Genomic DNA, 19,228 nt, shown 5'->3' with positions numbered 1-19,228 from the left:
CGAGCAGCAGCAGCAGCCACGCGGTGAGCATCCGCTCGATCTGCTCGACGAAGCTGTGGGCGACCTGGTGGGCGCCGTGGGCGCGCTCGGCGGAGCGGATCGCGCAGGCGGCGACGAAGACGGCCACGAAGCCGTAGCCGTGCAGCAGCTCGGTGATCCCGTAGGCGAGGAACGTCACGGCCAGCGCGGTGAACCCCTCCACGTCGTCGGCCAGCCGCAGCGAGGGCAGCGGGGAGCGGAAGAACAGCTCACCGAGCACCCGGCCGATGACGAGGCCGCCGACGACGCCGACGACGCCGCGCAGCAGGACGTCCTCCAGCACCCAGCCGCCGACGTCGGACCAGCCGGCCGCGGCGCCCGCGGCGGCCAGGACGACGGCGAGGTGGACGACGGGGAAGGCGGCGCCGTCGTTGAGCCCGGCCTCGCTGGTGAGGGCGAAGCGGACCTCGTCCTCGGTGCCCTCCTCGTCGCTGGGCTCGCCCACCTGCACGTCGGTGGCCAGCACCGGGTCGGTGGGGGCCAGCACGGCTCCCAGCAGCAGCGCCGCGGCCAGCGGCAGCCCGGCCAGCAGCCAGGCGCCGAGCGCGACGAGCACGATGGTCACGGGCATCGCGACGACGATGAGCCGCCACGTGGAGGCCCAGCCGCGCAGGCTGACCGGCCGGTCCAGCGCCAGCCCGGCACCCATGAGCGAGATGATCACGACGATCTCGGTGACGTGCTGCGTGGCGGCGCCGTGCTCGAGCGGGTCGACGGTGGGCAGCCCGGGCACCAGGCCCAGCAGCACGCCCCCGGCGAGGAAGGCCATCGGCAGGCTCACCGGCAGGCTGTGGACGATGCGCGGCAGCAGTGCCGCGACGAGCGCGCTGGCGCCGGCCAGGGCGAACAGGACGGGCGAGAGCATCGGTTCCTCACGGGGTGACGTGGTGACGGGCGACCCGTTCACCGGGCTCCCAGGGAACCTTCACCCGACTCCGGCGCGCCCGCGCGCTGGAGCGTGCCGGGACCTCCCGCGCCCGACGCGCGCGGAGCCGGGGCGGGCGGACCCGCCCCGGCTCGCCGCGCCGGTCAGCCCTGGCGCCCCTTGGCGCGGGGCGAGAGCCTGTTGACGACGAGGACCCTGCCGCGGCGGCGCACCACGACCGATCCGCGCTGCTGCTTCAGCGACCTCAGCGAGGAGCGGACCTTCACCGTCAGCGCTCCTCGCGGAAGTCGACGTGCTGGCGGGCGACCGGGTCGTACTTGCGCACCACCAGCCGGTCGGGGTCGTTGCGGCGGTTCTTGCGGGTCACGTAGGTGTACCCGGTCCCGGCCGTCGACCGGAGCTTGACGACCGGACGGACGTCGGCGTGCTTGGCCATGAGTGGCGCTCCCCTCGCGCTGGTGCTCGTCCCGCCCCGGGAGGGCTCCCGCGGCGGACACCCCTGTCAACCAGGTCTTGTTGAGGACCATTCCCGGTTGGCGGCGGTCTGCGGGGCGACCTGCGGGGTCCCGCTCCGCGTCACCGTGCGCGACCGGCGAGCAGCAAGCACGATGCCGGTGTGATGCTCAGACTGCCCGGCACGTACCGGGCGCAAGGGGACACCGCCCTCCTGGCGGGCACCCTCACCCGTCGCGGCGCCGTCGCCGGTGCCCGCGTGCTCGACGTGGGCACCGGCGGGGGCGCCCTCGCCCTGGCCGCGGTGCGCGCGGGCGCCCGCAGCGTGACCGCCGTGGACCTGTCGCTGCGCTCGGTGGCCTCGGCGCGCCTCAACGTCCTGCTGCACCGCGCTCCGGTGCGGGTGCTGCGCGGCGACCTGTTCGCCCCCGTGCGGGGCCGCTCGTTCGACGTCGTGCTGGCGAACCCGCCCTACGTGCCGGCCGAGACCGACGTCCTGCCCCGGCACCGGCCGGGACGCTCCTGGGACGGCGGGCGCGACGGTCGCGCGGTGATCGACCGCATCTGCGACGGGGTCGCCGCCGTGCTCGTCCCCGGCGGGCGCCTGCTCATGGTCCAGTCCGCCCTGGCGGACGGGGAGGCGACGGTGGAGCGCTTGCAGCGCAACGGCTTCACCGCCGCGGTGGTCGCCCGCGCCGACGAGCCCTTCGGGCCCGTCATGCGGGCGCGCGCCGAGGCGCTGCGCGCCCGCGGCCTGCTGCGGCCCGGCCAGGTGCACGAGGAGCTCGTCGTGGTCGAGGCCACGGCGCCCGCCCCCGCCCCGGCCCCGCAGGGCAGCGACGGGGGGTTCGAGAGTGTCGCCTGAGCGCGCCCAGCGGGTCGTCGTCACCGGCGACGGGCCCGTCCTGGTGGAGGGACCGGTGGAGATCGACCTGCCCGACGGCACCCGCGTGCTCTCCCAGCGGCCCGTGACCGCCCTGTGCGTGTGCCGCCGCAGCGCCCGCTACCCGATCTGCGACACCAGCCACCGCACCCGGAAGAAGACCGAGGAGAGCTCGTGACGACCACCGCACCGGCACCCGTCCGCCGGGCCCGGCCCGCGCTGCCGCGGGCGCGCGGCCCGCTCAGCGCCGCCGTGCTGGACCTGCTGCGCGGCGGGGCCGCGCCGGCGGTGGGGGCCACCGGCGCCGACCCCTTCGGCGAGGACCTCCAGCTGGCCCTGTACGTCTGCTACGAGCTGCACTACCGCGGCTTCGCCGGCGTCGACGACGAGCTGGAGTGGTCCCCCGAGCTGCTGGCGTTCCGGCGCTCGCTGGAGTCGGTCTTCCTCGCCGCGCTGCGCGGGGCCGTCCCCGGCGGGGACGACGTCGCCGCCGAGATCGCCTCCCTGGTCACCGAGGTCCCCGGCGAGCGGGGCGTCTCGCACCACCTGCGCCGCCGCGGCGAGCCGTGGCAGTTCCGCGAGTACATCGCCCTGCGCTCGGCCTACCACCTCAAGGAGGCCGACCCGCAGGCGTGGGTCATCCCCCGCCTGGACGGCCACGCCAAGGCCGCGCTCGTCTCCGTCGAGCACGACGAGTACGGCGCCGGCCGCGGCGAGCTCATGCACGCGCGCCTGTTCGGCGACATGATGCTGGAGCTGGGCCTCAGCGACGAGTACGGCGCCTACCTCGACGCCTCCCCCGCGCAGGTGCTGGCCGAGGTGAACTTCATGTCGCTGGCGGGGCTGCACCGCTCCCTGCGCGGAGCGCTCGTGGGGCAGTTCGCCGTGGTCGAGCTCACCTCCTCCCCCGGCTCGGCGCGCCTGGTCGCCGCCGCGCAGCGCCTGGGCCTCGGCCCCGCCACCGTCGGCTTCTACGCCGAGCACGTGGAGGCCGACGCCGTCCACGAGCAGGTGGTGCGCCACGGGATCATCGCGCCGCTCGTCGCGGAGGACCCGGCCATGGCCGCCGACGTCGTCTTCGGCATGCAGGCGGCGACGCTGCTCGACGACCGCCTCGGCGAGCACGTCATGGCCGCGTGGGGCGAGGGGCGCTCCGCCCTCGTGCGGGAGCTGCCGCCGGCGCCGTAGGACAGCGCGCCGGGTCCGCCGCCGCGCGGACCCGGCCGGATCGGCCGAGACTGCTGGAGGCACCCGCAATCGACCAGGAGCTCACCGTGCGCACTCCCACCGCCCTGACCCTCGCCGCGGCCGCGGCTCTCGTGGCCCTGACCGCGTGCAGCTCCGGCTCGAGCACCGGCGACGACGACGCCCCCACGATCACCACCAGCCCCACGCCCTCGCAGGGCGCCCCGGCCCCCGGCGGGGCCACGGACCCGCCGACCGTCACGGCCAGCCCGGACGCCGCCCAGGCCGCGGACCTGACCACCCGCGTGCAGGCCGTCGCCCCCGGGCTGGGCGGCGACCAGGACCAGCTCGTCGAGGCCGCGATCGAGCTGTGCCAGGACTCCGCGCGCGGCGTGGAGGACCGGACGCTGGCCGGCAACGCCGTGAAGGCCCTCAGCACCGGCGGGACCACGCTCACCGAGGACCAGGGCCTGGAGGTCGTGGCCGCGGTGCGCGACTCCTTCTGCCACGGCTGACCCCTCGAGCGGGGACTAGCCCCGCGGGGTGCCCGCCGCCGCCGCCGAGCGCCGCCGCTCCAGCAGGTGCTGGACGAGCTCGCGCTCGGGGCGGGGCGGGCTGTACAGCTGGCCCTGCACGGTGTCGGTCCCGTAGCGGCGCAGCAGGTCCACCTGGGAGGCCGTCTCGACGCCCTCGGCGACCACGGACAGCTCCAGGGCCCGTCCGATGCCCAGCACGGCGCGCACGACGGCGTCGCAGCCGGGGTCGACCCCCAGGCCCGCGACGAACGCCGGGTCGATCTTCAGCACGTCCACGGGCAGCTCGCTCAGCCGGGCCAGGCCGGCGGAGCCGGTGCCCAGGTCGTCGACGGCGATGCGCACGCCCCGCTCCCGCAGCCGCTGCACGTCGGCCAGCAGCGAGCGCGTGGTGCGCGGCACGTGCGTCTCGGTGAGCTCCAGGACCAGGCGGTGCGCGGGCAGGCCGTGCCGCTGCAGCGCCTCCAGCGCGTCGTCGTGCAGGTCGCCCGCCTCCAGCTGGCGCCCGGAGACGTTGACGTGCACGGCGGGGGCGTCGGGGCCCAGGTGCTCGCTCCAGGCCGCGGCCATCCGGCAGGACTCCGAGAGCACGCGGCGGCCGATCTCCAGCACCAGCGGGCCCGCCTCGGCGACGTCGAGGAACTCCGCCGGGCTCAGCAGGCCGCGGGTGGGGTGCTGCCAGCGCAGCAGGGTCTCCACGGCCACGACGCGCCCGGTGGCCAGGTCCACGACCGGCTGGCCGTGCAGGACGAGCTCGTCCTCGTCGAGGGCGGCGCGCAGCTGCGGCAGCAGCCGGCCGGCGCGCGCACCGCGGGCCCGCTCGAGGCCGTCGTGGCCGTCGTGGCCGTCGTGGCCGTCGTGGCCGTGGGCGCGGTTGCGGCCCGCGCGCTTGGCGTCGTACATGGCGCCGTCGGCCTGGCCGAGCACCAGCCCGGGGTCGGCGCCGGCCGGGGCCAGGCTCATGCCGACGCTCACGCCGACGCTGAAGGTGCCCGAGGCCAGCAGCACCGGTTCGCGCAGCGCGGCCAGCAGCCGGTCGGCGATCACCCGCAGGCCCGCCTCGTCGCTCAGCCCCGGGCAGATGACGGCGAACTCGTCCCCGCCCAGGCGCGCCAGCGTGTCGCCCGGGCGCAGGCAGGCGCTGAAGCGGGCGGCGACCTCGCGCAGCAGCTCGTCGCCGGCGGCGTGGCCGGCACTGTCGTTGACGGCCTTGAAGCCGTCCAGGTCGCAGAAGAAGACCCCCACCCGCTGCCCCTCGCGCCCGGCCGCGGCCAGGGCGTGCTCGAGGCGGTCGTGCAGCAGGGTGCGGTTGGGCAGGCCGGTGAGCGCGTCGTGCAGCGCCTGGTGGCGCAGCGCCTCCTCGGCGGCCTTGCGGGCGGTGACGTCCTCGATGAGGCACAGCAGCTGGGGCCGCCCGCCCCCGGCGGCGGCCATGACGGTGGCCGACAGCATCCCCCAGCGGGTGGAGCCGTCGGCGTGCCGGTAGCGCTTCTCCACCTGCGCCCGGGTGACCTCGCCCAGCAGGAACGGGGCGAAGGAGACGATGCACTCGGGCCGGTCGTCGGGGTGGGTCAGGTCGTGGAAGTCCCGCGCCAGCAGCTCGGCCTCGGACAGGCCGGTGAAGGTGCACATCGTGGCGTTGACCTGCAGGACCTGCGCCGCGTCGTCCTCGCCGAGGCCGACGATCATCATCCCCACCGGAGCGGTGTCGAAGGCCGTGCGGAAGCGCCGCTCGGAGTCCACCAGCCGCGCCCGCGCGGCCCGCTCGGCGCTGACGTCGCGCACGGCCAGGACCGCTCCGCGCTGCCCGCCCGAGCCCGGGCAGCCGTCCAGCAGCACGGGGTGGGCGGTGAGGGTGAGCACGCGCCCGCCCGGCGCGGTGGCGGTCGTGACGAGCACGTCGGCGCCCTCGACGTGCTCGCCGCGCAGCGCGCGCGCCAGCGGCAGGTCCTCCACCGGCCACGGGGAGCCGTCGGGGCGCGCGATGCTGAACGCGCCGTCCCAGCGCTCCCGGTCCAGGTCCTCGGGCAGGTCGGCGAGCACCTCGCGGGCGGCCCGGTTGCGCATCAGCAGGTGCCCGTCGGCGTCGTGGACGGACAGGCTCTCGGCGGTGGCGTCGAAGACGGTGCCCAGCAGCCGCGAGCTGGCGCGGGAGTCCTCCAGCGCCTGCCGCAGCACGTCGTCCAGGCGCCGGCGCTCCTCGCGGTGCAGCACGAGCATGAGCGTCAGCGCGGTGAGCACGAGGACCAGCAGCTGCACGTCGACGACGCGCTCGGCGGCCGGCACGCCGGCGAAGGGACCGGCACCCGCGCGGGTCATCAGCAGCAGCGCGACGTCGTTGACGGCGACCGTGACCAGGGCGAGCCGGGCGGGCACCCGCAGACCCAGCCAGACCGCCCACGGCACCAGCAGGAACGTCAGGGGGGCCTGGTCCAGCCGGTCCAGGGCCGTGAAGAACAGCACGCCGGCGCCCATCACGAGCGCGTACTCGACGCGGTGGCCGCGCAGCGCGGGCGCGGCGCGGCGGTCGCGGCCGCGCAGCCACAGCGCGGCCGGCACGACGGTGCCGGCGCTGTGGCGCACCAGCCAGCCCAGCGCGGTCGGCAGCGGCGCCTGGCCGAGCAGCAGCGCGGCCGCGGCGGTGCCGACGACGGCGCCGGCGGCGGCGCCGACGACGGCGGCGATGAGCAGGGCCCACAGGTCGCGCGGCTGGCGCAGCCGGAAGCCGGCCGGCTGCAGGCGCAGGTGCACGGCGCAGGCCACGAGCGCCTGCACCGTGCCGGCCGCGGCGAAGAGCACCGCCACGGCCGGGCGCTGGCCCGTGGCCAGCTGCCCGAGCGTGCCGGTGGTGAGCAGCAGCGCGGCCGCGCTCCAGCGCGCCCGGGGACGGCGCCAGGAGTGCGCCAGCCACACGAAGCCCACGCCGGCCGCGGGCCAGGCCACCGCGAGCGCCATGCCGGGCAGGTGCGTGGCGCGGCCGAGCACGGTCGCCAGCGCGTACAGCAGGGCGAAGCCCAGCGCCGGGCCCAGCGCCGGGCCCAGCGGGCGCGCGGGGCGCACGTCGGTCCCCATGCCGCCTCCTCCGCGATCACCGGCCCGGTCCTCCGGGTGCACTGGTGGTCGTCGGCAGCCGCGGCCCCCGGGTTGAGCCCGTCCGGCCCGCTCGCCGGCCCGCTCGCCGGCCCGGCAGCGCCCTACCGGCCGGCGGGCGGCCCCTGCGGCCCGCCGCCCGCGCGGGCGGCGGAGCGGCGCGCACGGTAGGCGCTGACGGCGTTGCGGTTGGCGCAGGTGGTGCTGCAGTAGCGGCGGGAGCGGTTGCGCGAGAGGTCGACGACGACGCCGTCGCAGCCGTCGTCCGCGCACGTGGACAGGCGCGAGACCTCGTCGAGGCGCACGAGCTCCAGCACGGCCATGGCGGTCTCGACGAGGACCCGCACGTCGAGGGGCTCGGTGGAGCCGACGGCGTGCACGTGCCAGTCCACCGCGCCGTGGCGCACGAGCCGCGGCACGGCGCCGCAGCGGGCCAGCACGTCGTTGACCAGCTCCGCGGCGCGGTCGCGCTCGCTGGTGAGCAGCTCGCGCAGCAGGGGGCGGAGGGCGCGCACGGCGGCCAGCTCGGCGGCGTCGCCGTCGCGGCGGCCGGTGTAGCCGAAGCGCTGCCAGAAGCGGTCGAGGTCCTCGACGCGCTCGAGGGTGTCCGGGGGCAGCGCGCTGTTGGCCAGCACGGCGGCGGCCTGCAGCGACAGCTCGGTGTCATGGTCGAGAACCACGTTGACACCTTACGCGGCCCGTCCGTACCGTCATCTGCCATGACCACCGTGACCGATGACAGCAGCCGGCGGCTGGCGAGCGGGCTCGGCTTCGCGGTCCTGTCCGCGGCCAGCTTCGGGCTCTCCGGCGGCCTCGCCCGCGGCCTGCTGGACAGCGGCTGGAGCCCCGGCGCGGTGGTCCTCGTGCGGATCGGGCTGGCCGCGCTCGTCCTCGCCGGGCCCGCCGCGCTCTCGCTGCGCGGGCGCTGGGGGGCGCTGCGCCGCAACGCCGGCCTCGTCGTCGGCTACGGGCTGCTCGCCGTGGGCGCGGCGCAGTTCTGCTACTTCTCGGCCGTCGCGCGGATGCCGGTCGGGCCGGCGCTGCTCATCGAGTACACGGCCCCGGCCGCCGTGGTGTGCTGGTTGTGGCTGCGCCACGGCCAGCGCCCCGGGCGGCTGACCGCGGCCGGGGCGGCCCTGGCCGCGCTCGGGCTCGTGCTCGTGCTCGACCTGCTGACCGGCACCCGCCTGGACACCGGCGGGGTGCTGTGGGCGCTGGCCGCGATGGTCGGGGCGGCGACGTACTTCGTGCTGTCCGCCCGGGAGGGGACCGGCCTGCCACCGCTCGCGCTGGCCGGCGGCGGGCTGCTCGTGGCCGCGCTCGCGCTCGGCCTGCTCGGCCTGGCCGGGGTGCTGCCGCTGTCGGCGGGCACCGCGCCGGCGCTCTACGACGGCCGGGCCGTGCCCTGGTGGGTGCCGCTGCTCGGCCTGGGGCTGGTGACGGCGGCCGTCGCCTACGTGGCGGGCATCGCCGCCGGCCGCCGGCTGGGCTCCCGGCTGGCCTCGTTCGTGGCGCTGCTGGAGGTGGTGGCGGGCGTGGCGGGGGCCTGGCTGCTGCTCGGCGAGCTGCCGCGGCCGGTGCAGCTGCTGGGCGGGGTGCTCGTGGTCGCCGGCGTCGTCGTCGTCAAGCTGGGCGAGCCGCGCACGGCGCCCGCCGCGCTGCCGCAGCCGTCGGCGGCCCGCTGACGCCCCGGCGTCGGCGCCGCGCCCGTCAGCCCCGGGATCGCCGCCCGGCCCGTCAGCCCCGCGGTGCGCGCAGCTCGTCGTGGTGGGCGGCCAGCGCGTCGGCCATCTGCGCGAGGAAGCGGCGCACGAGCACGAGCTCGTCGTCGCCGTAGCCGCGCATGACCTCGTCGCTGCGCCGGCCCAGCGGGCCGAAGAAGTCGCGGGCCACGGCCATGCCGGGTTCGGCGTAGCGCAGGAAGACCTTGCGCCGGTCGCTGCCGCCGCGGTCGCGGCGCAGGTGCCCGTGCCGCTCCAGGCGGTCGACGACGCCCGTCACCGCGCCCGTGGTGATCCCCAGGGACGCCGCCAGCTCGCCGGCCGTGAGCGGCCGGCCCGCGACCTCGCTGCGCATGACCTCCAGCAGCGCCTGCAGGTCCGTGGGGTGCAGGCCGTGGCGGCCGGCGAAGGCGTGGGCGACGCGCTCGGACTCCACGGTCAGCCGCTGCAGCTCGTCGACGACCTCGGCCTCGGCGCGGGCGCGGGGGGTGCCGCGCGGGCGGAAGCCGCGCGCGGACGCCCCGTCGGACGGGGCCTCGGACGAGGTCTCGGACGGTGTCTCGGAAGGGCCGGCGGGTGGGGCGGTCTGCTCGCTCATCGGGTTGCCATCGTACCTCCTCGTCTGCAAACATCTCAGTCACTGAGACTTCCGATGAATGAGGCGATCATGCGTGTGCTGACCGGCCGGATCTCCGCGTGGCTGGTGGTCGTGGCGGCCCTGCTGCTCAGCGGCCTCGTCACCGCCGTCAGCGGCTCCGCCCCCGAGGCGAGCGGCGCCGCCACCGGCCTGCCCGCCTCCGCCGAGGCCGCCCGCGCCGCCGCGCTGGCCGAGCGGCTGCCCGACGCGGGCACCAGCGCGCTGGTCGTCGTGTTCTCCCGCGAGGGCGACCCGCTCACCGACGCCGACCGGCGCGCGGCCGAGGCCACCGCGGGCGCGCTCGGCAGCCGCCTCGTGCCCTCCACCGACGGGCGGGCCGCGCTGGCCGTCGTGGTGGTGCGCACCGACGTGCCCGCCGAGGAGCTGTCGCAGCGGGTCGCCGACGTGCGCGCCACCGCCCGCGCCGACGTGCCGGAGGGGCTGGTGGTGCAGGTCACCGGCGGCCCCGCCTTCACCGAGGACATCTCCGGCTCCTTCGACGGCGCGAACACCCGGCTGCTGCTCGTCACGGCCGGCGTCGTCGCCCTGCTGCTGCTCGTCACCTACCGCAGCCCCGTGCTGTGGCTGGTCCCGCTGGCGGTCGTCGGCGCCGCCGACCAGGTGACCGCGCGGCTGCTGGAGCTGGTCGGCCGGCTCACCGACACGCCCGTGGACCCCTCCGCCGTCGGCATCACCAGCGTCCTCGTCTTCGGCGCCGGCACCGACTACGCCCTGCTGCTCATCGCCCGCTACCGCGAGGAGCTGCGCCGCGAGGCCGACCGCCGCGCCGCCATGCGCGCCGCGCTGCGCGGCGCCGGCCCGGCGGTCCTGGCCAGCGGCGTCACCGTCGTGCTCGCCCTGCTCACCCTGCAGGCCGCCGTCCTGCCCGCCGACCGCACCATCGGGCGCGACGCGGCCATCGGCGTCGTCGTCGCGCTGCTGTTCGGCCTGCTCGTGCTGCCGGCCGCCCTCGTCGTCTGCGGGCGCGGGCTGTTCTGGCCCTTCGTGCCGCGCCTCGGCTCCGCCGACACCACCCGCACCGGCACGTGGGCGAGGATCGCCGACCGCGTCGTCGCCCGGCCCGTGCCCGTCGTGCTCGCCTCGCTCGCCGTCCTGGCCGTGCTCGGCGCCGGGCTGGCGGGGGCCCGGCTCGGGCTGTCGCAGACCGAGCAGTTCCGGGTGGCCGCCGAGTCCGTGGACGGCTCGCAGACCCTCGGCCGGCACTTCCCCGACCAGGCCTCGGAGCCCGCGAGCGTCCTGGTGCGCGAGCCCGCCGCCGCCGACGCCGTCGTGGCCGCCGCCCGCGGCGTCGAGGGCGTCTCCTCCGCCGAGGTCGCCCGGCGCACCGACGACCTCGTGGAGGTGCGGGCCCGCCTGGACACCGCCCCCGGCTCGGCCGCCGGCCGCGAGGCCGTCACCCGGCTGCGCGAGGCCGTGCGCGCCGTCCCCGGCGCCGGCGCCCTCGTCGGCGGCACCGAGGCGGTCGCCCTCGACCAGCGCACCGCCACCGTGCGCGACCTGCTCGTCGTCGGCCCGCTCATCGTGCTCGTCGTGCTCGCGGTCCTCGTCGTGCTGCTGCGCTCGGTGCTGGCGCCGCTGCTGCTGGTCGCCACGGTCCTGGCGACGTTCGTCGCGGCCCTGGGAGCGGCCAACGTGCTGTTCACGCGGGTGTTCGGCATCCCCGCCCTGGACACCCAGGTGCCGCTGCTGTCGCTGCTGTTCCTCGTGGCGCTGGGCGTGGACTACAACATCTTCCTCGTCACCCGCGCCCGCGAGGAGACCCCGGCCCTCGGCACCCGCGACGCGGTGCGCCGGGCCGTCGCCGTCACCGGCGGCGTCATCACCAGCGCCGGGATCCTGCTCGCGGCCGTCTTCACCGTCCTCGGGGTGCTGCCGCTCATCGTGCTCACCCAGATCGGCGTCGTCGTCGGCATCGGCGTCCTGCTGGACACCCTGCTCGTGCGCACGGTGCTGGTGCCGGCGCTGTTCGCGCTGCTGGGGCACCGGGTGTGGTGGCCCAGCGCCCTGGACCGCCCCGCGCGCGCCGCGCACCGGGCCGAGCGGGGGCACCCGGCCGACCGGGAGGCGGTCAGCGGACCTCGCGCAGCGTCCTGACGACGTCGCCGACGTGGACGTCCACCTGCACCGCCTCCTCGGCCGGCGCCGCCTCGCCCAGCAGCTCGCGCAACCGCGCCACCACCACCCGCCGCACCCGCCCCGCCAGGGCGGGCAGCGGGGTGCCGAAGGCGACCGCGACCTCGACGAGGACCGACTCCAGGCGGTCGTCGCCACCGGTGCTGCAGCTGATGCGGTCGGCGGCCGCGTCCGGCAGGGCGTCCACGGCGGTGCGCAGCCCGTCGACGACCACGTCGGCGGCCACCCGGAAGTCGCCGAGCTCGTGGGTGCCGAGCACCGGCGCGGACGGGCGGAAGGCCCGGCGCACCCGCTCCAGCAGCCCGGGCCGGGCCAGCACCCAGCCGTCCTCGGTGTGGGCGCGCAGGGCGGCGGCCGCGAGGTCGAGGGCGTCCTCGCCGCCGGCGCGGTCCCGATCGCTCACCGCCAGTCCTCCAGGGTCGCGGCCAAGGTGGTGCGTGCTCTCTCCAGGAGACCGCGCACGGCCGTGGATGTCGTGCCGAGGACCTGCGCGATCTCCTCGTAGCTGAGCTCCTCGACCTCGCGCAGCAGCCAGGCCGAGCGCTGGCGCGGGGGCAGCAGCCGCAGCGCCAGGTCCAGCGCCTCGCGCAGCGCGGCCTGCACGCTCGTGCGCTCCGGATCCTGCCGCACGTCGCGGATGCGCTCCAGCACCTCCTCGGCGTCGACGGGCGCGGCGCCGCCCGGGCCCGCCCGGCGCCGCGAGCGCGCGTGCACCTCGTGGCGCACGATCGTGAACAGCCACGTGCGCACCGAGGCGTCCCCGCGGAAGGAGGGCAGCCCCCGCCACGCCGCGAGCAGCGCGTCCTGCAGGCAGTCGTCGGCCTGGCCGCGCTCGTCCAGCAGCCGCACCGCGTAGCGGTAGAGGGCGGGGCCGTGCCGGTCCACGAGGACGCCGAAGGCGTCCCGGTCCCCCAGCGCCGCCCGCCGCGCCAGGACCTCGTCGGTGCGCTCGTCGGTGCGCTCGTCGGGGTGCGCACCGTCCGGGGCAGCACCCGGCGGGGTGGTCCGCATCGACTGGTTCTCCATCGATCGCTCGGCCGCGGGCCGCTGCCCGCCCGCGCACCCTCCCACGCGGCACCGCGCACCACCCCTCGAGCGGGCGCCCGCCGGTGCACCCCGCGGTGCACCCGGGAGAACTCCCCGTGGTGAGCCCCGGCGGTGTGGCCCGGATCACAGGCCTCCCCGCGTGAGGATCCGCGCCGGGCCGGCTCCAACCCCCCGTACGCGCACCGCGGCACCCGCCGCGACGAGACCAGGAGGAGTTCCCGTGACCGAGCAGACGATCACCACGACGAAGACCCCGACCCCCAGCACCACCGGCCCCACCCGGTCGGTGGCCACGCCCTCCGGCCTCAGCAGCGAGCACGGCGTCACGACCATCGCCGACACCGTCGTCTCCAAGATCGCCGGCATCGCCGCCCGCGACGTCTCCGGCGTGCACTCCCTCGGCGGCGGCGCGGCCCGCGCGGTCGGCGCCCTGCGCGAGCGCATCCCCGGCAGCCGGGTCAACCACTCCCAGGGCGTGTCCGTCGAGGTCGGCGAGCGCCAGGCGGCCGTCGACATCGAGCTCATCGCCGAGTACGGCGTCGCCATCAGCGACCTCGCCGCCTCCGTGCGCCGCAACGTCATCACCTCCGTGGAGCGGATGACCGGCCTGCAGGTCACCGAGGTCAACCTCCAGGTCTCCGACGTCCACCTGCCCGAGGAGGACGACGCGGACGAGGAGAGCGTGCGCACCGTCCGCGTCCAGTGACCGACCCGGCGCTCCTCGCCGACGACCTCGCGCGCGCCGCGCTGGCCGTCCCCGGCGTCGCCCGCCTGCACGGCGGCGCCCTCGGCGAGGTCGGCACCTACCTGCCGGGGCGCCGGGTGGCCGGGGTGCGGCTGACCGGGGACCTCGCGGGGGAGGCGGGCGACGCGCTCGTCGAGCTGCACGTCGTCGTCACCGCCGACGCCCCGGTCCGCGCCAGCGCGCAGGCCGTGCACGCGGCGGCCGCGGACGTGCTCGCCGCGCACGGGGTCTCGGCCGCCGTGCGCGTGCACGTCGACGACCTCGCCGCCTGAGCACCGCGCACCACCCGCGCAGCACCGCTGCGCGCACCACCACCCCGCACCACCTCGACCCTCCGGAGGGGAGACGACATGTCCTCGTCGACGACCGGCCTCGTGGCCGGTCTGCTGCTGGCGCTCATCGGTGCGGTGGCCGGCTTCGGCTGGCTGCTGCTGGGCGTGCTGCTCGGCGGCGTCGGCTACCTGGTCGGCGCCCACCTCGAGGGGCGCATCGACCTCGCGGCCCTGCTGCCGGGACGCGGTCGTGGCTGAGCCGCCGACCACCGCCCCGGCGGGGGCCACCAGCGCCACCACCGCCGTCGCGGCCACCACCACCACCGCCGTCGCCGTCCTCGTGCCGGGCGACCCGGCGCTGCGCGGACGGCTGACGGTCTCCGACCGGGCCGTCGCCAGGATCGCCACCGCGGCGGCCGGCGAGGTGGAGGGCACCCGCCGCACCGCCGCCACCGGGCCCCGCACGGCCGCCACCGCCGTCTCCGGCGTCCTGGACTCCGTGCTGGGCCGGGTCTACCCGGACGTGGACTGCACCGTGGCCGGCCGGCGCGCGCGGGTGCGCGTGGAGGTCGCCGCCGTGTGGCCGCACCCGGCCCCGCAGGTCGCCGCCCGGGTGCGCGAGCACGTGCGCGCCCGGCTGGAGGAGCTCGCCGACGTGCGCGTCGACGACGTCAGCGTCGTCGTCGCCACCTACCTGCCGCCCACCGCGGCGGCCCGCAGGAGGGTGCTGTGAACACCGCGACGAACACCGCGACGGACGTCCCGGGCACCGCGGGGGACGCGCGGCGCCCCACCGGAGCCGGGCGCATCGGGGTCGTCGGCCCCGTGCTGGCCGCGCTGCTGCTCGTGCTCGCGGTCCTCGCCGGCCGCGAGGCCGCCGCCGCCCTGGGGCGGGTGGGCGGCGGCTCCTGGCTGGCGGCCGCCGCCGGCGCCCTCGACGGCCTCACCGCCGGCGCGCTCGTCGCCCTCGCCGGGCTGGTGGCGCTGCTGCTCGGGCTGTTCCTGCTGCTCACCGCCCTCGGCCGGCGCAGCCGGAACGCCGTCGCCTTCGCGGGCGCCCCCGGCGTCTTCTGCACCGTGCGCGACGTCGCCCGGATCGCCTCGGCGACCGCGCGCCGCTGCGACGGCGTCCTGGAGGCCCGCTCCACCGCCGGCCGCCGCACCGTCGCCGTCGAGGTGAGGGCCACCTCCGGGCAGGTGCGCGACGACGTCCAGCGGGCCGTCGAGGAGCAGGTGCGGGTGCTCTCGCCCGCCCCCCCGGGTGCGCGTGCGGGTCAGGAGCGTCGCGTGAGCCGCGCGGTGATCGCCGTCGACCGCCTCCTCGCGCTCGTCCTGGGCCTGCTCCTGGCCGTCGGCGGGCTGGCCGCGATGGCCTGGTGGACCGGGGACCTGGCGCGGGTGCTGCCCGGCGCCGGCACCGGCTCCGCCCTCGGCACGGGCGCCGTCGCCGAGCTGCCCGGGTACTCCTGGTACCCGTGGGCCGCCGCCGGCGCCGCGCTCGTCCTGGGCCTGCTGGCGCTGTGGTGGCTGCTGGCCCACGTGCCGCGCCGCGGCGCCGGGCAGCTGCTGCTGCCGGGCTCGGGCCCGCGGGGCGGCCTGCGGGTGGAGGCGGACGGCCCCGCCCGCGCCGCCGCCGACGTCCTGGCGGCGACGCCCGGCGTCCGCTCGGCCTCCGGCCGGGTGGTCACCGACCGCGGGCGCCTGGTCGCCGAGCTCGCGGCGACGGTCGAGCCCAGCGCCGACCTCGCCGAGGTCGCCGCGACGGCGCAGCAGGTGCAGGAGCAGCTGCTGCAGGTGCTCGGCCGCCCCGACGTGCGCGGGCGACCGCGAGCCGGGTGCGCCCGCGCCGACCGGGCGGCCCGCGTCGCCTGACCCCCGCCCCTCTCCGGTGGTGATCTTTCACGGTGCACCGTGGAAGATCACCACCGGGAGACCACCGCCGGAGATCACCGCCGGGAGGGTGAGGGGTGGGCGCCCCGAGGTGCGGGCGGGCCACGGATGCGGTCGGGTGGAGGGCGTGTCGGCGGAGGAGTCCTTCCAGGTCGTGCGCGGGGACCTGCCGGCGCCCGACTTCACCGAGGTGTTCGACGAGGCACCCGTCCCGCTGCTGCTGCTGACGCCCGGGCTCGTCATCGTGCGCGCCAACCGGGCGCGCCTGGAGGCGACCGCGACGACGCTGGAGCAGAACGTCGGGCACGGGCTGTTCGAGCTGTTCCCGATCAACCCCGACGACCCGGCCGCCGACGGGCTGGTCAACCTGCGGGCCTCGCTGGAGCGGGTGCGCGACACCGGGCGCCCGCACACCATGGCGATCCAGAAGTACGACATCCGCGTGCCCGGCGGCGGCTACGAGGAGCGCTACTGGAGCCCGCGCAACGTGCCGATCCTCGACGAGCGGGGCCGGGTCGCCCTCCTGCTGCACCGCTCCGACGACATCACCGACTACCTGCGCGACCGCGACGCCGCCCGCGAGGTCGCCGCCAGCGGTGCGCGCTGGCGCGAGCGCGCCGAGCAGGTGGAGGCCGACCTCTTCGAGCGCGCCCGGGAGCTGGAGGACCTCAACCGCCGGCTGAGCGAGGCCGTCGAGCGCGAGCAGCGCAGCGGCCGCTGGCTGGCCGGGCTGGCCGAGACCGCGCTGGCGCTGTCGGGGGCCGAGGACGTCGAGGACCTGCTGCGGCGCGCCGTCGCGCACGGGCAGCGGGCGGTGGAGGCCGACGGCCTGGTCCTGGCCCGCACCGTCGCGGGGCGGCTGGAGGTCCACGGGCTCGACGCGCGCGGGGGTGCCCCCGCGCACCACCTCGACCTGACCTCCGCCGCGCCGCTGGCCGTCGTCGCCGCCGGCGACGCCCCCGCGCTCGACTCGCGCAGCGCGGCCGGGACGGGCACCGCGCAGGCGGCCGCCCCGGCCGGCGCCACCCCGGGCGGGGAGGCGTGGACGAGCGGGTGGGCGGACTGGAGCGTGCTGCCGCTGCGCGCCGGCGAGCGGCTGCTGGGCTCCCTCGGGGTCGGCTGGCGCCGGCCGCAGCCCTTCGGCGCGCAGGAGCAGCGCCTCGTGCGCGCGCTGGCCGCGCAGGTCGCGCAGGCGCTGGACCGCGTGGGCCGGCTGGAGCAGGAGCGGCACCGGGCCCGGCTGACGCGCTCGCTGGCCGAGAGCCTGCAGCGCAGCCTGCTGACCGACCCCGTGCAGCCGGACCACCTGAGCATCGCGGTGCGCTACCTGCCGGCCGCGGCCGAGGCCCAGGTGGGCGGGGACTGGTACGACGCGTTCCTGCTGCCGGACGGGTGCACGACCGTCGTCGTGGGCGACGTCGTCGGCCACGACCGCGAGGCCGCGGCCGTCATGGCGCAGGTGCGCAACGTGCTGCGCGGGCTCGCGCAGGCCGTCGTCCAGCCGCCGTCGGCGATGCTGGGCGCCCTGGACCGGGCGATGGAGACGCTGGCCGTGGGCGGGATGGCGACCGCGGTGCTGGCCAAGGTGGAGCAGGACGAGGCCGCGGCGGCGCGCGGCGAGCGCGTGCTGCGCTGGTCCAATGCCGGTCACCCGCCGCCGCTGCTGCTGCACCGCGACGGCACCGCGGAACTGCTGGGCAGCGACCCCGAGCTGATGCTCGGCATCCTCACCGACGGCGTCCGCAGCGACCACCGGGCCGTGCTGCGCCGCGGCGACACCGTCCTGCTCTACACCGACGGGCTGGTGGAGCGGCGCGGGGCGAGCCTCGACGACGGCCTGCGCTGGCTGCGGGAGGTCGCCGGCCGCCACGCCCACCTGCCGCCGCAGGAGCTGGCCGACGCCGTGCTGGCGGAGCTGACCCGCACCTTCGGCGACGCCGTCGACGACGACGTGGCGCTGCTGGCCCTGCACGCCGGCTGACGACGGGCGGCTCACACCCGCGCCAGCAGCTCCTCGAAGTGCCGCGCGAACCCCGCGGCGTCCACGCCCACCGCCACCTGCGCGTTGCCGCCGCGGCCGCCGCCCGCGCCGTCCCCCGCGCCGTCCGGGTCCTCCGCGTCGTCGAGGAACTCCGCCAGCACGGCGCCGCGCAACCGGTCGCCCGTCTCCACGACCACGTCGGCGGCCCGCCAGGTCAGCAGGTCGGGCCGGGTGACCGCGGCGACGGCCAGCGGGTCGTGCAGGGCGCAGGAGCGCCCGTCCTGGCCCCAGCTCGTGCCGACGTGCGCGATCCAGGCCTGCGTGAACTCCCCCGCGAAGGCGAGGAAGGGGCGCTCGCTGGCCGCCATCCGCCGCGCGGCGTCGAGGTCGAGGCGGACCTGCCGGGTGACGTCCAGCCCCACCCAGCGCGCCCGCACCCCGGAGCCCAGGACGACCTCCGCGGCCTCCGGGTCGCACCAGACGTTCCACTCCCCCGGCGTCGACAGGTCGTGGGCGGGGCTGAGGAAGGTGCCGCCCATGACCACCAGCCCGCCCAGCGCCGCGGCGAACCCCGGCTCCAGGCGCAGGGCGAGGGCGACGTTGGTCAGCGGGCCGATCGCCACCACGGTGACCTCCCCCGGGTGCGCCAGGACGTGCTCGACCATCGCCACCGCCGCGGGCCCGGGCCGCGGCGAGCGCACCGGCGTGCCCGCCGGCACCGAGCCGGTGCGGGCGGCGGGGCGCAGCAGCGGCGTCCAGGCACCGCGGTGGACGGGGACCTCCGGGTGCCCCAGCCGGTGCAGCAGCTCCAGCGTCAGCGTCGTGGCGGTCTGCACGTCGGTGTTGCCGGCGACGGTGGTCACCAGGTCCAGGGCGATGCCGGGGTCGGCCAGCGCGAGGGCGAGGGCGAACCCGTCGTCGATGTCGCTGCCGGGCGCACCCATCGCCAGGTCGGTGTCCAGGACGACGTGCTGCACGGCGGGCTCCTCGCGTCGGGGTGCCGATCGTGGCACGCGGGCCGCCCGGCCGCCGCCCGCCCCGCCCGGCGCCCGCTCAGGCGGGTTCGAGGGCGACCGCCGAGGTGGGCACGTCCCCGCAGGTGGTGCCGCGGGCCGCCCGCACGGCCGGGTCGTCGGCGGCCAGGCCGGTGCCGACGGTGGTGCTCGCGCCGTCGTCGGCGCGCGAGTGCTCGGCGCTGACGGTGACCTCGGTGCGGGTGACGCTCCAGCTCGTGCCCGCCGCGTCGGAGGTGGCGTCCTCCCCGTACAGGTGCAGGCCGTCCGGCTGCGCCAGGCAGGTCAGCCCGGTGCCGTAGGGGGTGGACCCGAGGCTGAAGGAGTACTGCTCGCCCCGGGCGTCGCGCACGGGGACGAGCGCGGGGCCCTCGGCGCGGTAGGCGTAGAGCTGGACGGAGCGGCCGGTGTCGAGCAGGACGACGGGCGCGCCGGAGGCGAGGACGGCCGCGGACGCGCTCGCCCGCTGCGGCGCGGCGCTGGTGAAGGCCACCGACGAGGTGCCGTGGCCGGTGGTGCTGACGCCGAGCTCGCGCCGCCCGCCGACGTCGGCCAGCCACAGCGCGTCGGGGCGGCCGTCGCCGTCGAGGTCGACGGTGGTGGCGCTGCCCGCACCCGCGGGGACGTCCGCGACCGGGACGCTCGTCGCGGGGACGCCCGCCGGTCGCGTCGCCGAGGCGGCCGGGGTGCCCGCCGGGG

The 19,228-nt window shown here is 77.8% G+C and carries 22 protein-coding genes; 12 read left to right on the top strand and 10 right to left on the bottom strand.

Annotated features, from left to right (window positions below):
• The 3 genes from GTQ99_RS07655 to rpmG form a co-directional block, all read right to left on the bottom strand.
• Positions 1-904, bottom strand: a 904-nt coding sequence (locus GTQ99_RS07655; RefSeq protein WP_166615149.1) for a cation:proton antiporter domain-containing protein, incomplete at its 3' end; no start/stop codon positions are given.
• Positions 905-1,068: 164 nt separating this feature from the next.
• On the bottom strand, positions 1,069-1,191 hold the full coding sequence (locus GTQ99_RS07650; RefSeq protein WP_166615148.1) for a 50S ribosomal protein L36: 123 nt from the start codon (positions 1,189-1,191) through the stop codon (positions 1,069-1,071).
• Positions 1,192-1,193: 2 nt separating this feature from the next.
• Entirely contained in the window at positions 1,194-1,361 is a 168-nt protein-coding gene (gene rpmG / locus GTQ99_RS07645; protein WP_166615147.1) for a 50S ribosomal protein L33, read from the bottom strand.
• Positions 1,362-1,544: 183 nt separating this feature from the next.
• Here rpmG and GTQ99_RS07640 point away from each other — a divergent pair, with 183 nt between their 5' ends.
• From GTQ99_RS07640 to GTQ99_RS07625, 4 genes are all read left to right on the top strand, one after another.
• Positions 1,545-2,243: a HemK2/MTQ2 family protein methyltransferase gene (locus GTQ99_RS07640; protein ID WP_166615151.1), complete on the top strand. Its 699-nt coding sequence runs from the start codon at positions 1,545-1,547 to the stop codon at positions 2,241-2,243.
• The gene (locus GTQ99_RS07635; protein ID WP_166615146.1) at positions 2,233-2,439 is read left to right on the top strand and encodes a CDGSH iron-sulfur domain-containing protein; all 207 of its coding nucleotides are present in this window, start codon (positions 2,233-2,235) and stop codon (positions 2,437-2,439) included. Before GTQ99_RS07640 ends, GTQ99_RS07635 begins: the two co-directional genes overlap by 11 nt.
• Positions 2,436-3,449 (top strand): iron-containing redox enzyme family protein, encoded by a 1,014-nt coding sequence (locus GTQ99_RS07630; RefSeq protein ID WP_166615145.1) that lies wholly within the window; start codon positions 2,436-2,438, stop codon positions 3,447-3,449. Before GTQ99_RS07635 ends, GTQ99_RS07630 begins: the two co-directional genes overlap by 4 nt.
• 86 nt (positions 3,450-3,535) lie before the next feature.
• A complete protein-coding gene (locus tag GTQ99_RS07625) occupies positions 3,536-3,961 on the top strand; it encodes a hypothetical protein (protein ID WP_166615144.1) in 426 nt (141 codons plus the stop codon).
• Positions 3,962-3,976: 15 nt separating this feature from the next.
• Here GTQ99_RS07625 and GTQ99_RS07620 read toward each other — a convergent pair whose 3' ends face one another.
• Together GTQ99_RS07620 and GTQ99_RS07615 are read right to left on the bottom strand one after the other, a co-directional pair.
• Entirely contained in the window at positions 3,977-7,051 is a 3,075-nt protein-coding gene (locus tag GTQ99_RS07620; protein ID WP_166615143.1) for a bifunctional diguanylate cyclase/phosphodiesterase, read from the bottom strand.
• Between the two features lie 122 nt (positions 7,052-7,173).
• Positions 7,174-7,749, bottom strand: coding sequence for a CGNR zinc finger domain-containing protein (locus GTQ99_RS07615; protein WP_166615142.1), 576 nt, complete (start codon positions 7,747-7,749; stop codon positions 7,174-7,176).
• A gap of 39 nt (positions 7,750-7,788) precedes the next feature.
• Here GTQ99_RS07615 and GTQ99_RS07610 point away from each other — a divergent pair, with 39 nt between their 5' ends.
• Positions 7,789-8,754: an EamA family transporter gene (locus GTQ99_RS07610; RefSeq protein WP_166615141.1), complete on the top strand. Its 966-nt coding sequence runs from the start codon at positions 7,789-7,791 to the stop codon at positions 8,752-8,754.
• A gap of 52 nt (positions 8,755-8,806) precedes the next feature.
• Here GTQ99_RS07610 and GTQ99_RS07605 read toward each other — a convergent pair whose 3' ends face one another.
• Positions 8,807-9,388, bottom strand: a complete 582-nt coding sequence (locus tag GTQ99_RS07605; protein ID WP_166615140.1) for a MarR family winged helix-turn-helix transcriptional regulator — start codon at positions 9,386-9,388, stop codon at positions 8,807-8,809.
• A gap of 69 nt (positions 9,389-9,457) precedes the next feature.
• Between GTQ99_RS07605 and GTQ99_RS07600 the strand changes: the two genes are divergently transcribed.
• A complete protein-coding gene (locus tag GTQ99_RS07600; protein ID WP_240896969.1) occupies positions 9,458-11,542 on the top strand; it encodes an MMPL family transporter in 2,085 nt (694 codons plus the stop codon).
• Here GTQ99_RS07600 and GTQ99_RS07595 read toward each other — a convergent pair.
• Positions 11,517-11,984, bottom strand: a complete 468-nt coding sequence (locus tag GTQ99_RS07595; protein ID WP_166615138.1) for a hypothetical protein — start codon at positions 11,982-11,984, stop codon at positions 11,517-11,519. The two genes, GTQ99_RS07600 and GTQ99_RS07595, sit on opposite strands and share 26 nt — an antisense overlap.
• Positions 11,981-12,607 (bottom strand): RNA polymerase sigma factor, encoded by a 627-nt coding sequence (locus GTQ99_RS07590; protein ID WP_240896968.1) that lies wholly within the window; start codon positions 12,605-12,607, stop codon positions 11,981-11,983. The genes GTQ99_RS07595 and GTQ99_RS07590 overlap by 4 nt, the downstream gene beginning before the upstream one ends.
• Before the next feature lie 241 nt (positions 12,608-12,848).
• Between GTQ99_RS07590 and GTQ99_RS07585 the strand changes: the two genes are divergently transcribed.
• The 6 genes from GTQ99_RS07585 to GTQ99_RS07560 all read left to right on the top strand — a co-directional run bounded on the left by GTQ99_RS07585 (position 12,849) and on the right by GTQ99_RS07560 (position 17,516).
• Positions 12,849-13,334: an Asp23/Gls24 family envelope stress response protein gene (locus GTQ99_RS07585; RefSeq protein ID WP_166615137.1), complete on the top strand. Its 486-nt coding sequence runs from the start codon at positions 12,849-12,851 to the stop codon at positions 13,332-13,334.
• Positions 13,331-13,645 carry a hypothetical protein gene (locus tag GTQ99_RS07580; protein WP_166615136.1) on the top strand — a complete coding sequence of 105 codons (315 nt, stop codon included), beginning with the start codon at positions 13,331-13,333 and terminating at the stop codon, positions 13,643-13,645. Before GTQ99_RS07585 ends, GTQ99_RS07580 begins: the two co-directional genes overlap by 4 nt.
• 78 nt (positions 13,646-13,723) lie before the next feature.
• Entirely contained in the window at positions 13,724-13,903 is a 180-nt protein-coding gene (locus GTQ99_RS07575) for a DUF2273 domain-containing protein (RefSeq protein ID WP_166615135.1), read from the top strand.
• Positions 13,896-14,378 carry an Asp23/Gls24 family envelope stress response protein gene (locus tag GTQ99_RS07570; RefSeq protein ID WP_166615134.1) on the top strand — a complete coding sequence of 161 codons (483 nt, stop codon included), beginning with the start codon at positions 13,896-13,898 and terminating at the stop codon, positions 14,376-14,378. The genes GTQ99_RS07575 and GTQ99_RS07570 overlap by 8 nt, the downstream gene beginning before the upstream one ends.
• Complete coding sequence (locus GTQ99_RS07565) at positions 14,375-15,517, top strand: DUF6286 domain-containing protein (protein ID WP_166615133.1); 1,143 nt, start codon at positions 14,375-14,377, stop codon at positions 15,515-15,517. Before GTQ99_RS07570 ends, GTQ99_RS07565 begins: the two co-directional genes overlap by 4 nt.
• 136 nt (positions 15,518-15,653) lie before the next feature.
• Complete coding sequence (locus GTQ99_RS07560; RefSeq protein ID WP_166615132.1) at positions 15,654-17,516, top strand: SpoIIE family protein phosphatase; 1,863 nt, start codon at positions 15,654-15,656, stop codon at positions 17,514-17,516.
• An 11-nt stretch (positions 17,517-17,527) separates the two neighbouring features.
• Here GTQ99_RS07560 and GTQ99_RS07555 read toward each other — a convergent pair whose 3' ends face one another.
• Both GTQ99_RS07555 and GTQ99_RS07550 read right to left on the bottom strand, forming a co-directional pair.
• Entirely contained in the window at positions 17,528-18,493 is a 966-nt protein-coding gene (locus GTQ99_RS07555) for a nucleoside hydrolase (protein ID WP_166615131.1), read from the bottom strand.
• Between the two features lie 76 nt (positions 18,494-18,569).
• Positions 18,570-19,228: hypothetical protein (locus GTQ99_RS07550; RefSeq protein ID WP_166615130.1), on the bottom strand; the 659-nt coding region annotated here is incomplete at its 5' end.

Origin of the sequence: Kineococcus vitellinus (assembly GCF_009906315.1) — a bacterium.
Taxonomy (GTDB): domain Bacteria; phylum Actinomycetota; class Actinomycetes; order Actinomycetales; family Kineococcaceae; genus Kineococcus; species Kineococcus vitellinus.
Note: the sequence above shows the minus strand (reverse complement) of the source record. Positions and strands in the feature narration are given on the sequence as shown.

Excerpts from the sequence above, each read along its gene's own strand:
- rpmG (WP_166615147.1), bottom strand. The coding sequence starts at position 1,361 with ATGGCCAAGCACGCCGACGTCCGTCCGGTCGTCAAGCTCCGGTCGACG.
- GTQ99_RS07640 (WP_166615151.1), top strand. The coding sequence starts at position 1,545 with ATGCTCAGACTGCCCGGCACGTACCGGGCGCAAGGGGACACCGCCCTC.
- GTQ99_RS07620 (WP_166615143.1), bottom strand. The coding sequence starts at position 7,051 with ATGGGGACCGACGTGCGCCCCGCGCGCCCGCTGGGCCCGGCGCTGGGC.
- GTQ99_RS07610 (WP_166615141.1), top strand. The coding sequence starts at position 7,789 with ATGACCACCGTGACCGATGACAGCAGCCGGCGGCTGGCGAGCGGGCTC.
- GTQ99_RS07605 (WP_166615140.1), bottom strand. The coding sequence starts at position 9,388 with ATGAGCGAGCAGACCGCCCCACCCGCCGGCCCTTCCGAGACACCGTCC.
- GTQ99_RS07600 (WP_240896969.1), top strand. The coding sequence starts at position 9,458 with ATGCGTGTGCTGACCGGCCGGATCTCCGCGTGGCTGGTGGTCGTGGCG.
- GTQ99_RS07590 (WP_240896968.1), bottom strand. The coding sequence starts at position 12,607 with ATGGAGAACCAGTCGATGCGGACCACCCCGCCGGGTGCTGCCCCGGAC.
- GTQ99_RS07575 (WP_166615135.1), top strand. The coding sequence starts at position 13,724 with ATGTCCTCGTCGACGACCGGCCTCGTGGCCGGTCTGCTGCTGGCGCTC.